The sequence below is a fragment of the Streptomyces sp. NPDC046203 genome, assembly GCF_040646255.1.
Classification (GTDB): Bacteria; Actinomycetota; Actinomycetes; order Streptomycetales; family Streptomycetaceae; genus Streptomyces.
The window spans coordinates 76710-89364 of sequence record NZ_JBEYZX010000015.1; the positions used below are offsets into that span (position 1 = coordinate 76710).

Below are 12655 nucleotides of genomic sequence, written 5' to 3' on the forward strand. Positions count from 1 at the left end.
ACTACTCGTGGGTAACATCACGGCCCATGAGCGCAGAACAGATGTCCGTCGGCGAGATGCTCGCCGCCACGGTGCCGATGGCCAAGACCCTCGACCTCGAGTTCCTGGAGACCACCGCCGAGCGCGCCGTGGTCCGTCTGCCGGACCAGGCCGCCTACCACAACCACGTGGGCGGCCCGCACGCCGGCGCCATGTTCACCCTCGCCGAGTCCGCGAGCGGCGCCATCGTCCTGGCCGCCTTCGGTGACCAGCTGAAGCGCGCGGTGCCGCTGGCCGTCAAGGCCGAGATCGCGTACAAGAAGCTCGCCATGGGCGTCGTCACCGCCACCGCGACCCTGGGCCGCCCGGCCGCCGAGGTCGTCGCCGAGCTCGACGCGGGGCAGCGCCCCGAGTTCCCGGTACGGATCGACATCACGCGCGAGGACGGCGCCGTCACCGGCGAGATGACCGTCCTGTGGACCCTGCGCCCGAACGCCTGACGGGGATACGGGGGCGGGTTCCTGATGGGGGCTCCGGACGCGGACGTGGGGGACGGGTGCGGGTGCGGGTACGGGGTACGGGGCCCGGCGTGCGGCCGTACCCCTGAGGCCCGCACCCCCAAGGCCCGTACCCCCAAGGCCCGCACCCACCGGGCCCGCACACCGGGCTCCCGCCCACCGGGCCTCGCGGCTCGGCTGGGTGGCCGCCCGCCCGGGTGACGGCCCGGACGGGGCCGCGCCCGGCACGGCGGCGCGAAAACGGACGAATCGTCACGCATAGTGCGGTCGACGTGCGATCGCAGGCATCGTGCCGGTCCGAAGGAGCGCCGCCGTGTCCCATGCCCCCGCCCCCCAGCAGCCGGAGCCGTCGCCGGGGGACCGGCCCGCCGCGTCCCGCCGGATCCCCCGGCGCCGGCTGCTGCACACCCTCGCGGGCGCGGCGGCCCTGACCGCCGTTTCCGCTTCCGCTTCCGCTCCGGCCGGTGCGGCCCCGGCCGCCGGCCGCCCCCGGGGCCCCGGTGACCTGCCCGCGAGGACCCGCGCGAGCGAACGCGTCGCCGAACTCCTCGCCCGCCTCACCCTCGACGAGAAGACCGCGCTGCTGCACGGTGCCACCGACCCCGAGAACCTCGGCCAGGCCGGTTACGTGCCCGGCGTCCCCCGCCTCGGCATCCCGCCCCTCCGGCTCGCCGACGGCCCCGCCGGGATCCGGGTCCGCGCGCACGCCACCGCCCTGCCCGCGCCCGTGATGCTCGCCGCCGCCTTCGACCCCGGCCTCGCCCGCGCGTACGGGCGGATCGTCGGGCGCGAGGGCCGCGCCCTCGGCCAGGACGTGCTCCTCGCGCCCATGGTCAACCTCATCCGCACCCCGTACGGCGGCCGGAACTTCGAGACCTTCTCCGAGGACCCGCTGCTCTGCGCCGACCTGGTCGCCGAGGAGATCCGCGGCATCCAGGCCGAGGGACTGATCGCCACCGTCAAGCACCTCGCCCTCAACAACCAGGAGCGCGACCGGACGACGGTCGACGTCCGGGCCGGCGAGCAGACCCTGCACGAGACCGAACTGCGCGGCTTCGAGGCCGCCGTCGCCGCCGGCGCCGGCTCCGTCATGGCCGCGTACAACAAGGTCGACGGGGTCCACGCGACCGAGAATCGGGCGCTTCTCACCGACCTGCTGCGCGGCCGGTGGGGCTTCGACGGCTGGGTGACGAGCGACTGGGAAGCCGTCCACACCGCCGGCGCGCTCACCGCCGGCTGCGACCTGGAGATGCCGGGCGGCGAGCACTTCGGCGCCTCGCTCGCGGACGCCGTCCGCGAGGGGCGGATCGACGAGGCGGACGTCGACACCGCGGTACGCAGGCTGCTGACCGTACGCGAACGCTTCGGCGCACTCGACCCGGAGCGGGAAGGCGGTGGCCCCGCCCCCGGCGCCGCCGAAACCGAAGCCGAGAACGAAACCGGGACCGGGACCGAAACCCGGACCGATATCCGGACCGAGGCCGCGGACGCGACGGCCACCGGTACCGGGCCCCGGATCGCCACAGCCACAGCCACAGCCACAGTCACCGCCACCACCCGCCCCGCGCGTGACGCCGCCGCCGGGGCCCGGCTCGCGCTGCGCGTGGCCCTCGCCGGTGCCACCCTGCTGCGCAACGAGAACCGGGCGCTCCCGCTCACCGGCCCCGCCGCCCGCTCCCTCGCCGTCATCGGCCCCACCGGCCGGGTGCCGTTCGTCAGCGGCGGCGGCAGCGCCCATGTCGTCCCGGACGCCGCCGTCAGCCCGCTCGACGCCCTGCGCGCCCGCGCCGGTGACGGCGCGACCGTCACCTACGCCCTCGGGGAAGACCCCTACGGCAAACCCCTGACCGCCACCGGCGCCGGCTTCCGGCCCGCCCCGGACCTCGACGCCGTCCGGGTCGCCGCCGGCGGGACCCACCGCTACGAGGGCACCCTCACCACCACGGCGGACGGCGACTGGAGCTTCTTCGTCCACTACTCCGGCACCCGCCCCACCGTGACCCTCGACGGCAGCGAACTCTTCCCCACCCGGGAAGGCGTCGGAGAGTTCTTCAACGGCGGCCTCGGCGGCAACGCCGCCGACGGCCTCGGCCTGCGCCGCGCCGAACGCCGGCTCGCCGCCGGCACCCACCGGCTCACCGTCACCGCCGACGGCGGCACCGACGGACAGCTCTTCCGGCTGCGCGCCGCCGACCCGGTCACCCGCGCCGCCGACCTCGCCGAGGCGACCGCCGCCGCCCGCGCCGCCCACAGCGTCGTCCTCTTCGCCTACGAGGACGCCACCGAGGGCCGCGACCGCACCGGGCTCGCCCTGCCCGGCCGTCAGGAGGCCCTGATCGAGGCGGTGGCCGCCGCCAATCCCCGGACCACCGTGGTCCTCAACACCTCCTCCGCCGTCACCATGCCCTGGCTCGCGGACACCGCGGCGGTGCTCCAGATGTACTACCCGGGCCAGGAAGGCGGTCCGGCCACCGCCGCCGTGCTCTTCGGCGACGCCGACCCCGGCGGCCGGCTCACCCAGACCTTCCCGCGCTCCGACGACGCCCACCCCACCGCCGGCGACCCCGCCCGCTACCCCGGCAAGAACGGCGTCGAACGGTACGGCGAGGGCGTCCACATCGGATACCGCTGGTACGACGCCGAGGACGTCACCCCGCTCTTCCCCTTCGGCCACGGCCTGTCGTACACCACCTTCCGCTACGAGGGCCTGGCCGTCGCCCCCGCGCCCGAACCCGGCGGCCTCCGCGTCTCCTTCACCGTCGTCAACACCGGGGCCCGCGCGGGGACCGACGTCCCCCAGGTGTACGTCGGACCGTCACCGGACCTCGCCGGCCTCGGCATCGACCAGCCGCGCCGGCTGCTCGCCGGCTACCAGCGGCTCCGGCTGGCCCCCGGCGAGCGGCGCCGGATCACCGTCCCGGTCGCCGCCCGCACCCTCTCCTCCTGGGACGAGGTCCGCCACCGCTGGACACTGGGCACCGGGGCGCGGGAGATCGCGGTCGGGGCGTCCGCCCGCGACCTGGTCCTGCGGGCGCGGGCCGTCGTGCGTACGCCCTGACCGGGTAGGCTGCCCGAGTCGGTCGCGCCCACGGGAGAGGAACGCGCGTGCACGTCCAGGAATGGCTGGAGACGATCCCCGCGGTCGCCGTCTACGCGCTGGTCGGGTTGGTGATCGGGCTGGAGAGCCTGGGCATCCCGCTGCCCGGCGAGATCGTCCTCGTCAGTTCCGCCCTGCTGGCCTCCCAGCACGGCCACATCAACCCGTACGTCCTCGGTGCCTGCGCCACCGTCGGCGCCGTCGTCGGCGACTCGATCGGCTACGCCATCGGCCGCAAGGGCGGCCGGCCCCTGCTCACCAAGCTGGGCAAGAAGTTCCCGAAACACTTCAGCGAGGCCAATGTCGGCCTCGCCGAGCGCTCCTTCGAGAAGTGGGGCATGTGGGCGGTCTTCTTCGGCCGCTTCGTCGCCCTGCTGCGGATCTTCGCCGGGCCGCTGGCGGGCGTGCTGCGCATGCCCTACTGGAAGTTCCTGATCGCCAACGTCTTCGGCGGTGTGCTGTGGGCGGGCGGCACCACGGCCGTCATCTACACGGTGGGCGTCGTCGCCGAGGCGTGGCTCAAGCGCTTCTCCTGGCTGGGCCTGGTGCTCGCGGTCCTCATCGGCCTCGGCTCGCTGCTCATCCTGAAGAACCGGGCCAAGAAGGCCGCCGCCGAGGCATCCGCGCGGACGGCGGCGGAGGCCGGCGGGACGGGCGGGACTGGCGGCGGCCCGGCCGCCGAAGCCGCCGGGAACTGACCCGCCGATCCGGCGGGAACGGCACGAAACCTCGAAGACGGGGCCCTGGGTACGAGCCCGGGGCCCCGTCTCCGTACCGCCCCGGCCTTCCGTTTCGCGCCCCCGGTGCCTACTCGCCGGCGAATGCCTCGCCGTGGACCTTGGCGAGGTGCAGATACATCTCGGCGTTGAGCCGGATCCCGGCCCGCTCCTCCTCCGTCAGCGGACGGCGCACCTTCGCCGGAACCCCCGCGACCAGCGACCCCGGCGGCACCTCCATCCCCTGCGGGACCAGCGCCTGCGCCGCCACCAGCGAACCGGCCCCGATCCGGGCACCGTTCAGGACCGTGGCCCCCATGCCGATCAGCACATCGTCCTCGACGACGCAGCCGTGCACGGTCGCGTTGTGACCGATCGTCACCCGCGCGCCGATCCGTACGGGAAAACCCGGATCCACATGAACGGTGCAGTTGTCCTGCACATTGGAGTCCTCGCCGATCTCGATCGGACCGCAGTCCGCGCGCAGCACCGCGTGGTACCAGATCCCGGCGCGCGCCCCGAGCGCGACGTCGCCGAGCACCACCGAGGTCGGCGCCGTGAAGGCGGTCGGATCGATCCGCGGCTCCTTGCCGCCCACACCCTTGATCAACGCCCCTGACCTGTCCGCCATCGTTCGCTCCTGAAGTCTGAAGTCTGAAGTCTGAATCCGAAGTCGTTCCCGAAGTCGTGCCGCGGGTCGCGCCTCACGCCTCGTGCCCGCGCACCCTAGGGCATGTCCGGTGGCCCCCGGCCCCACCCATGACGGACATCACAGGGCACCCCGGTGATCAGCGCCGACGCCGCCGACTACGGTGTCCGGGTGCCCCGGAACAGAAACACGTTCTCGTCTTTGACCGCCTGGCGACGCCGTGCCGTCGCCCGCGCCCTGCAAGGGGGTTGGCGCTGGGTCCAGCAGGCGGGCGCCGTCACCGCCGAGCAGCCCGGGCGGCTGGATTTCCGCCGGATCGGCGAGGGCACCCGGCTCGCCTTCCCGCAGGGCACCGTCTTCGGCGAACGCTGGATCGAGATGGGCGCCTGCTGCATCATCGCCGAGCAGGTCACCCTGACCGCCGGCATGCTGCCCGACCTCGACCTCGGCACGGACACCCTGTTGACCCTCGGCGACGGCGTGGTCCTCGGCCGGGGCAGCCATGTCATCGCCGAGGCGCCCATCACCATCGGCTCGGACACCTACTGCGGGCCGTACGTCTACATCACCTCGACCAACCACAGTTACGACGACCCCGACGTCCCCATCGGCCGGCAGTGGCCCCGCTCGGAGCCGGTCGTCATAGGCCCCGGCTGCTGGCTCGGCACCGGCGCGGTCATCCTGCCCGGCGCCCGGATCGGCCGGAACGTCGTGGTCGCCGCCGGAGCGGTCGTCCGCGGCGAGGTCCCCGACCACGCGGTGGTCGCGGGCGCGCCCGCGAAGGTCGTCCGCTCCTACGACCCGGAGAAGGGCTGGCAGCCGCCGCTGCGCACGCCCGCGCCCCGGCCCATCCCGGCCGGGATGACCGCGGAGCAGCTGGCGGCGCTCGCCGGGCTCGGGCCCGAGGAGCTCACGTCCCTGGCCGAACTGGAGAGCTGACGGCGGACGGCGGACGGCTGCCGACCGACGGCCGGCAGCGGAGGTACGGCGGCGCGGGACCGACGGCGAAGGGTCGGCGCCCGGGCGGTGGCGGGCGCGGTCGGGCGGTGGCGGCCGATCGGGCCAAGGCGGCCGGCCGGATGGCCCGGCGCGGACCGGCCGGCGCCGGGGGCGCACCCCAGTACAGTGCAGTGCACAATCCGGTGCACCGCACCGTAGTGCAGTCTGTTGGACCCGGTCATCCACCGTAGGGGACGGAACGTGTCGGACCTCGACCAGCTCACCCAGTCGCTCGCCCGCAACCTCCGGCGCTGGCGCAACGACCGGGGCTTCACCCTGGACACCCTCGCCGCCCGGGCCGGGGTCAGCCGCGGCATGATCATCCAGATCGAGCAGGCCCGCACCAACCCCAGCGTCGGCACCACCGTCAAACTGGCCGACGCGCTCGGCGTCCCGATCACCACCCTGCTCGACCACGAGCAGGGCCCCCGGGTCCGCCTCGCCCCGCCGGACCAGGCCGTGCGGATGTGGTCCACCGACGCCGGAAGCGCCGGCACCCTGCTCGTCGGCACCGAGGCCCGCGGCCCGCTGGAGCTGTGGCACTGGACCCTGATGCCGGGCGACGGCAGCGCCTCGGACCCCCATCCCGAGGGCACCGCCGAACTCCTCCACGTCACGGCCGGGACCCTCACCCTCGTCGTCGACGGCGAGGAGCACACCGTGCCGGCCGGCACCTCCGCCGCCTTCGCGGGCAACGCGTCGCACGCCTACCGCAACGACGGGACGGAGCCGGCCGAGATGACCCTGGCCGTCTCGCTCCCGCCCGTACGCTGAACCGCCCGCACGGTCGCACCGCGCGCGTACGCCGAGCCGCCCGCGTACCCCGTACCCCGCTGTGCCGCACGCGCTCCTTCGCCCGGGGCCCCGGGCCCGGGCGACGCCGGGCCCCGGCGGCCGGTCAGCCCAGCTTCGGGATCTCGATGGCGGGGCAGTGGTCCATGACCATCTCCAGGCCCGCCTTCCGCGTCCGCGCGTACGCCTCCGTGTCGATCACACCGAGCTGGAACCAGACCGCCTTCGCGCCGATCGCCACGGCCTCGTCCGCGATCCCGCCTGCCAGGTCGCTGTTCACGAAGACGTCGACGACGTCCACCGGGAACGGGACGTCCGCCAGCGACGCGTACCCCCGCTCCCCGTGGACCGTCTCCGCCTTCGGGTGCACCGGGACGATCCGCTTCCCGAACCGCTGGAGGACCTTCGCCACCCCGTACGCGGCCCGCGCGGGGTTGTCGGAAAGCCCCACGACCGCCCAGGTGTCCCCGCTCTCGGTGAGGATCCTGCGGACGGTCTCCGCCTCGGCCTCGGCGCTCCCGCTCTCCACGCTCATGTGACGCTGCCTTCCCTGCCGCGGTGACACCCGGTGAAACCACCGGTCGCCCACGTGAACACTCCGTGACCCTCGGTCATTCCCGCCGCCTCCCGGAGCCCGGCGCCCGACCGGCGGCGGGATCCGCCGGCCGGGGCGCATAGGCTGGCGGGATGCAGGAGCAGTACCGCACGCTCGCCGTCGAGGGCGTCCACGAGACCGAGATCAACCGTTCGCGCTTCATCTGCGCGCTGGCGCCCGTCGCCTCCGAGGAGGAGGCGCAGGCGTTCGTCGCCCGGATCCGCCGCGAGCACCCGACGGCCACCCACAACTGCTTCGCGTACGTCATCGGCGCCGACGCCTCTGTACAGAAGGCGTCGGACGACGGCGAGCCCGGCGGCACCGCCGGAGTGCCGATGCTCCAGATGCTGACGCGGCGCGAGATGCGGTACGTCGCCGCCGTCGTCACCCGCTACTACGGCGGGGTGAAGCTGGGCGCCGGCGGCCTCATCCGGGCCTACGGCGGGGTCGTCGGCGAGGCCCTGGACGCGCTCGGCACCGTCACCCGGCGGCGCTACCGGCTCGTCACCGTCACCGTCGACCACCAGCGCGCCGGCAAGTTGGAGAACGATCTGCGGTCCACCGGCCGGCAGGTGATCGGGGTCGCGTACGGGGCCGAGGTCACCCTGGAGATCGGGCTGCCCGACGCGGACGTGCCGCAGTTCACCGCCTGGCTCGCCGACGCGACCGCCGGCGAGGCCACCCTCGAACTGGGCGGCGAGGCGTACGGGGATGCCTGAGCCGGCTTCCGACCTGGCCCCCGATCTGGCTCCCGATCCGGCTCCCGGCCTGGCCCCCGATCTGGCTCCCGATCCGGCTCCCGGCCTGGCTCCCGACCTGACCCCCGACCCGGCTCCCGACCCGATTCGTGAGCCGGATCACCGGTCGGCCGGGGCCGCGGCCGGCCCCGTGGCCGCCCCGGTGAACGGCTTCGCGGCGGGCGTTGTCGTACCCCACCGCTAGGCTCGCCCGTCATGAGGATTCTGCACACGTCGGACTGGCACCTGGGACGCTCGTTCCACCGGGTCGCCCTGCTCGATGCCCAGGCCGCGTTCCTCGACCACCTGGTGGCGACCGTGCGGGAGCGCGAGGTGGACGCCGTCCTGGTCGCCGGCGACGTCTACGACCGGGCGGTACCGCCGCTCGCCGCCGTCGAGCTCTTCGACACCGCCCTGCACCGGCTCGCCGACGCCGGGGTGCCCACGGTGATGATCTCCGGCAACCACGACTCGGCCCGCCGGCTCGGCGTCGGCGCCGGACTCCTCGACCGCGCCGGCATCCATCTGCGCACCGACCCGGCGGGCGCCGGCACCCCCGTCGTCCTCGCCGACCGCCACGGCGACGTCGCCTTCTACGGCCTGCCCTACCTCGAACCCGCCCTGGTCCGCGCACAGCTGGGCGCCGCCCGGGCCGGTCACGAGGCCGTGCTCGCCGCCGCCATGGACCGGGTGCGCGCCGATCTCGCGGCCCGCCCCGCCGGCACCCGTTCCGTCGTCCTCGCGCACGCCTTCGTCGCCGGCGGCGAGCCGAGCGACAGCGAACGCGACATCACCGTGGGGGGCGTCGCCGCCGTGCCCGCCGGGGTCTTCGACGGCGTGGACTACGTGGCCCTCGGCCATCTGCACGGCAGCCAGACCCTCGCGCCCGGGATCCGCTACTCCGGCTCCCCGCTCGCGTACTCCTTCTCCGAGACCGCCCACCGCAAGACCATGTGGCTGATCGACCTCGGCGCCGACGGCGCGATCGACGACGCCGAACGGATCGACTGCCCCGTGCCCCGGCCGCTCGCCCGCGTCCGCGGCCGGCTCGACGACCTGCTCGCCGACCCCGACCTGACCCGGCACGAGGACGCCTGGGTGGAAGCGACCCTGACCGACCCCGTACGGCCCGCCGACCCGATGGCCCGGCTCACCGCCCGCTTCCCGCACACCCTCCATCTGGTCTTCGACCCCGACCGCACCGACGACGACCCGCTCGTCTCCTACGCCGACCGGCTGCGCGACCGCAGCGACCAGCAGATCGCGGAGGACTTCGTGGCCCACGTCCGCGGCGGCGCCGGACCCGACGGCGCCGAGCGCGCCGTCCTGACCGCCGCCTTCGACGACGTCCGGGTGGACACCGCCGAGCGGGAGGCGGGCCGATGAGACTCCACCGTCTGCGGGTCACCGCGTTCGGGCCGTTCGCCACCGCCCAGGAAGTCGATTTCGACGCCCTGTCGTCGGCCGGGCTCTTTCTCCTGCACGGGCCCACCGGCGCGGGCAAGACCTCCGTTCTCGACGCGGTCTGCTTCGCGCTGTACGGAGCCGTCCCGGGTGCCCGCCAGAGCCCCGGCACCAGCCTGCGCAGCGACCACGCCGAGGCCGGCACCCCCACCGAGGTCCTCCTCGAACTCACCGTGGGCGAGCGGCGCCTGGAGATCACCCGCCGCCCCGCCCAGCCGCGCCCCAAGAAGCGCGGCACCGGGTTCACCTCGGAGAAGGCCCAGTCGTGGCTGCGGGAGTACGACGCGGGGGCGGGCGAATGGCGGGCGCTCAGCCGCTCCCACCAGGAGATCGGCGAGGAGATCGGCACGCTGCTCGGCATGAGCCGGGACCAGTTCTGCCAGGTGGTCCTGCTGCCGCAGGGCGACTTCGCCCGCTTCCTGCGCGCCGACGCCGAGGCCCGCGGCAAACTCCTCGGCCGGCTCTTCGACACCCGCCGCTTCGCCGCCGTCGAGGAACGCCTCGCCGAACTGCGCCAGCGCGCCGCCCGCCAGGTCGGCGAGGGCGACGAACGGCTGCTCGCCCTCGCCCACCGGATGGCCCAGGCCGCCGGCCCGGCCTTGCCGGGCGCGGCCCCCGTCGAGCAGCGTCCCGGCGAACCGGGCCTCGCCGACGCCGTCCAGACCCGCGCCGCCCTCGCCCGCAGCGAGGCCCGTGAGGCCCTCGACATCGCCCGGCTGCGGCTCGCCGCCGCCGAAGGACGCCAGGACGCCGCCCGCACCGCCCTCGACGCCGCCCGCACCCATGCCGACCGGCAGGCGCGGCACGCCGAGGCCCTGCGCCGTCAGGCCGAGCTCGCCGCCCGTCGCCCCCAGCGCGACCAGTGGCAGACCACCCTGGACCGTTCCCGGGACGCCGAACGGGTCGCCCCGGCACTGGCCCTGCGCGAGCACGCCGAGCGCGCCCACCGCACCGCCGCCGAAGCCCGCGACCAGGCCAGGGCGCGGCTCGTCGGGCTCGCGGCCGACACCGGCCAGGCCGTCGGCCGTACCCCTGACCGCGCCCCCGACCGCGCTTCCGGCCCGCTCACGCCCGCCGCGCTCGCCGACGCCGGAGCCGAACAGCTCACCGCCGCCGAACAGCGCCTGCGCGCCCGGCTCGCCGGCCTGGAGTCCGCCCGCCGCACCGAGCGCCGGTACGACGAGATCACCGCCGAGCGCGCGGCCCTCGACCGGGAGGCCCGCGCCGCGGAGGAGTCCGCCGAGGACGACGCCGGCTGGCTGGCCGGCTGGGAGCCGCGCCGCGCCGCGCTCCGGCGGGACGTCGAGGCCGCCCAGGAGGCCGCCGCCCGCGCCGAACAGCTCGCCGGCCGGCTTCAGCCCGCGCGCCACCGGCTCGCCGCCGCCCGCCGCCGCGACGACCTGGCCGCCGAACTCGCCGTCGCACGCGAGCGCCTGACCGGGGCCCGCGAGCGGCGCAACGAGGCCCATGAACGCTGGCTCGACGTCAAGGCCCGCCGACTGCGCGGCATCGCGGCCGAACTCGCCGTCGGCCTCGTCCCCGGCGCGCCCTGCCAGGTCTGCGGCTCCCCGGACCACCCCGAGCCGGCCCGCGCCACCGTCGGCCAGGTCGACCGCGCCGCCGAGGACGCCGCCCAGGCCGCGTACACCCGCGCCGACGAGTTCCGTACGCGGGCCGAGACGGCCGCCGCCGCCACGTCGGAGGCATGGGAGGCCGCGCGCCAGCAGGCCCGGGCGGGCACCGGCCCGGTCGGCGCCGCCGCCGATCCCGCATCCGACGGCCCCGCGTCCGGGGGCACCACCTCCGGGGACACCGCTTCCGGGGACCCGTCCGTCGCCGCTCTCGCACGCGATGCGGACGCGCTGGCGCGGGCGCACGGGGAGGCCCATGCCGTCGCCTCCCGTACCCATGCCGTACGGGAGGCCCTGGCCCGGGCGGAGTACGAGTACGAGCAGCGCTCCGGAGCCCAGCGCGAGGCCGAGCGGCGGGCCGCCGCCCGGACCTCCCGGCGCGAGGCGCTGGAGCGCGAACAGGCCGTCCTGGCCGAGGAGTTGGACCGCACCCGGGGCCGGGCCGGCAGCGTCGCCGCCCAGGCCGCGCTCCTGGAACGGTGGGTCGCCCGGCTGGCCGAGGCGGCCGGGGCGGTACGGGCGGCCGAGAACACCGCCCGGGGCCTGAAGGAAGCCGACGACCGGCTGGCCCACGCCGCGTTCAAGGCCGGGTTCGACACCCCGGCCCAGGCCGCCGGCGTGCTGCTCGACGAGTCCGTCCGGCGCACCCTCCAGCAGCGCGTCGATGCCTGGCGGGCCGAGGCCGCCGCCGTCGCCGACCGGCTCGCCGAACCCGCGACCGCTGCCGCCGCCGCGCTGCCGCCCGCCGACCCGGCCGCCGCCGGGGCCGCGTACACCACCGCCGAACGCGCCCTGCGCGAGGCCGCCACCGGGCTCGCCGCCGCACGCGAGCGGGAGACCGCGCTGTCCCGGCTGTCCAGGGACGCCGACACCGAGGTCCGCCGCCTCGGACCGCTGCGCGAGGAGTACGAACGGGTGGCCCGGCTCGCCACCCTCACCGCCGGCACCTCGGCGGAGAACGAGCGCCGGATGCGCCTGGAGTCGTACGTGCTCGCCGCCCGCCTCGAACAGGTCGCGGCCGCCGCCACCGCCCGGCTGCGGCGGATGTCCGCCGGCCGCTACACCCTGGTCCACTCCGACGCCCGCAGCGGCGGCCGGCGCGCCGGGCTCGGTCTGCACGTGGTCGACGCCTGGACCGGCGCCGAACGCGACACCGCGACCCTCTCCGGCGGCGAGACCTTCTTCGCCTCCCTCGCCCTCGCCCTCGGCCTCGCCGACGTCGTCACCGACGAGGCCGGCGGGGTCCGGCTCGACACGCTCTTCATCGACGAGGGCTTCGGCAGCCTCGACGACCAGAGCCTCGACGAGGTCCTCGACGTCCTCGACTCCCTGCGGGAACGCGACCGCAGCGTCGGCATCGTCAGCCATGTCGCCGACCTGCGCCGCCGGGTCCACGCGCAGCTGGAGGTCGTCAAGGAACGGAACGGCTCGGCGGTGCGGCAGCGGGGCGTCTGAGCCCGCCCCGCGCACCCCGGTCC

The 12655-nt window shown here is 75.7% G+C and carries 11 protein-coding genes; 9 read left to right on the forward strand and 2 right to left on the reverse strand.

All coding sequences use genetic code 11. The features are described 5' to 3' along the window. Positions 1 to 26 precede the first annotated feature (26 nt). From ABZ990_RS14775 to ABZ990_RS14785, 3 genes are all read left to right on the forward strand, one after another. Positions 27 to 479 (forward strand): DUF4442 domain-containing protein, encoded by a 453-nt coding sequence (locus ABZ990_RS14775; RefSeq protein WP_361230734.1) that lies wholly within the window; start codon positions 27 to 29, stop codon positions 477 to 479. Positions 480 to 810: 331 nt separating this feature from the next. Next, a complete protein-coding gene (locus tag ABZ990_RS14780; protein ID WP_361230737.1) occupies positions 811 to 3555 on the forward strand; it encodes a glycoside hydrolase family 3 C-terminal domain-containing protein in 2745 nt (914 codons plus the stop codon). A 47-nt stretch (positions 3556 to 3602) separates the two neighbouring features. Further along, complete coding sequence (locus ABZ990_RS14785) at positions 3603 to 4292, forward strand: DedA family protein (RefSeq protein WP_361230739.1); 690 nt, start codon at positions 3603 to 3605, stop codon at positions 4290 to 4292. 109 nt (positions 4293 to 4401) lie between these two features. Here the strand turns inward: ABZ990_RS14785 and ABZ990_RS14790 are convergent, their stop codons facing one another. Then, positions 4402 to 4941, reverse strand: coding sequence for a gamma carbonic anhydrase family protein (locus tag ABZ990_RS14790; protein WP_361230742.1), 540 nt, complete (start codon positions 4939 to 4941; stop codon positions 4402 to 4404). Positions 4942 to 5130: 189 nt separating this feature from the next. On the opposite strand from ABZ990_RS14790, the gene ABZ990_RS14795 reads away from it, so the two are divergent. Beyond that, a complete protein-coding gene (locus tag ABZ990_RS14795; RefSeq protein ID WP_361230745.1) occupies positions 5131 to 5898 on the forward strand; it encodes an acyltransferase in 768 nt (255 codons plus the stop codon). A gap of 261 nt (positions 5899 to 6159) precedes the next feature. Next, positions 6160 to 6732 (forward strand): XRE family transcriptional regulator, encoded by a 573-nt coding sequence (locus ABZ990_RS14800; protein WP_361230747.1) that lies wholly within the window; start codon positions 6160 to 6162, stop codon positions 6730 to 6732. Positions 6733 to 6856: 124 nt separating this feature from the next. Here ABZ990_RS14800 and ABZ990_RS14805 read toward each other — a convergent pair whose 3' ends face one another. Next, positions 6857 to 7285, reverse strand: a complete 429-nt coding sequence (locus ABZ990_RS14805) for a CoA-binding protein (protein WP_361230749.1) — start codon at positions 7283 to 7285, stop codon at positions 6857 to 6859. A 152-nt stretch (positions 7286 to 7437) separates the two neighbouring features. Here ABZ990_RS14805 and ABZ990_RS14810 point away from each other — a divergent pair, with 152 nt between their 5' ends. From ABZ990_RS14810 to ABZ990_RS14825, 4 genes are read left to right on the forward strand one after another with little or no spacing between them, the layout of a single operon-like run. Further along, complete coding sequence (locus ABZ990_RS14810; protein ID WP_361230751.1) at positions 7438 to 8064, forward strand: YigZ family protein; 627 nt, start codon at positions 7438 to 7440, stop codon at positions 8062 to 8064. Then, complete coding sequence (locus ABZ990_RS14815; RefSeq protein ID WP_361230753.1) at positions 8057 to 8287, forward strand: hypothetical protein; 231 nt, start codon at positions 8057 to 8059, stop codon at positions 8285 to 8287. The genes ABZ990_RS14810 and ABZ990_RS14815 overlap by 8 nt, the downstream gene beginning before the upstream one ends. An 11-nt stretch (positions 8288 to 8298) precedes the next feature. Next, complete coding sequence (locus tag ABZ990_RS14820) at positions 8299 to 9468, forward strand: exonuclease SbcCD subunit D (RefSeq protein WP_361230755.1); 1170 nt, start codon at positions 8299 to 8301, stop codon at positions 9466 to 9468. Beyond that, a complete protein-coding gene (locus tag ABZ990_RS14825) occupies positions 9465 to 12632 on the forward strand; it encodes an SMC family ATPase (RefSeq protein ID WP_361230757.1) in 3168 nt (1055 codons plus the stop codon). Before ABZ990_RS14820 ends, ABZ990_RS14825 begins: the two co-directional genes overlap by 4 nt. Positions 12633 to 12655 lie beyond the last annotated feature (23 nt).